Here is a 268-nt window from a genome sequence, read left to right as displayed (position 1 = left end):
CGCGCGACCCGCAAGATCGCCGCGTGGTCAATCTGACGTTGACCGCGCAGGGGCAGAAAACCGCCGCGCGGATTCCGGAAGTCGCCCCGCATGTGCTGAACGCCCGCCTGCGCAAATTCACCAAGGCGGAGTTTGCCGAGCTGGACCGCCTGCTTCGCAAGTTCACAGGCGAGTGAGCGGCGCGGCCGTGGGCCGCGTTTTTTTGACCCATGAATGTGATTATTCAGAAAATGAAAACGCAAACTTCCAGGGCAAACACCGTCGCCCG

At 61.6% G+C, this 268-nt stretch carries 1 pseudogene; it reads left to right on the top strand.

Going from position 1 to position 268, the window contains the following annotated elements:
* Positions 1 to 176, top strand: a pseudogene (locus AB4Y34_RS42305) (MarR family transcriptional regulator); the annotation flags it as partial.
* Positions 177 to 268 lie beyond the last annotated feature (92 nt).

The organism is Paraburkholderia sp. BR10954 (assembly GCF_040965775.1).
GTDB classification, from domain to species: domain Bacteria; phylum Pseudomonadota; class Gammaproteobacteria; order Burkholderiales; family Burkholderiaceae; genus Paraburkholderia; species Paraburkholderia youngii.
The sequence above is the reverse complement of the archived record's forward strand: the minus strand, read 5'-3'. Positions and strand labels throughout refer to the sequence as shown.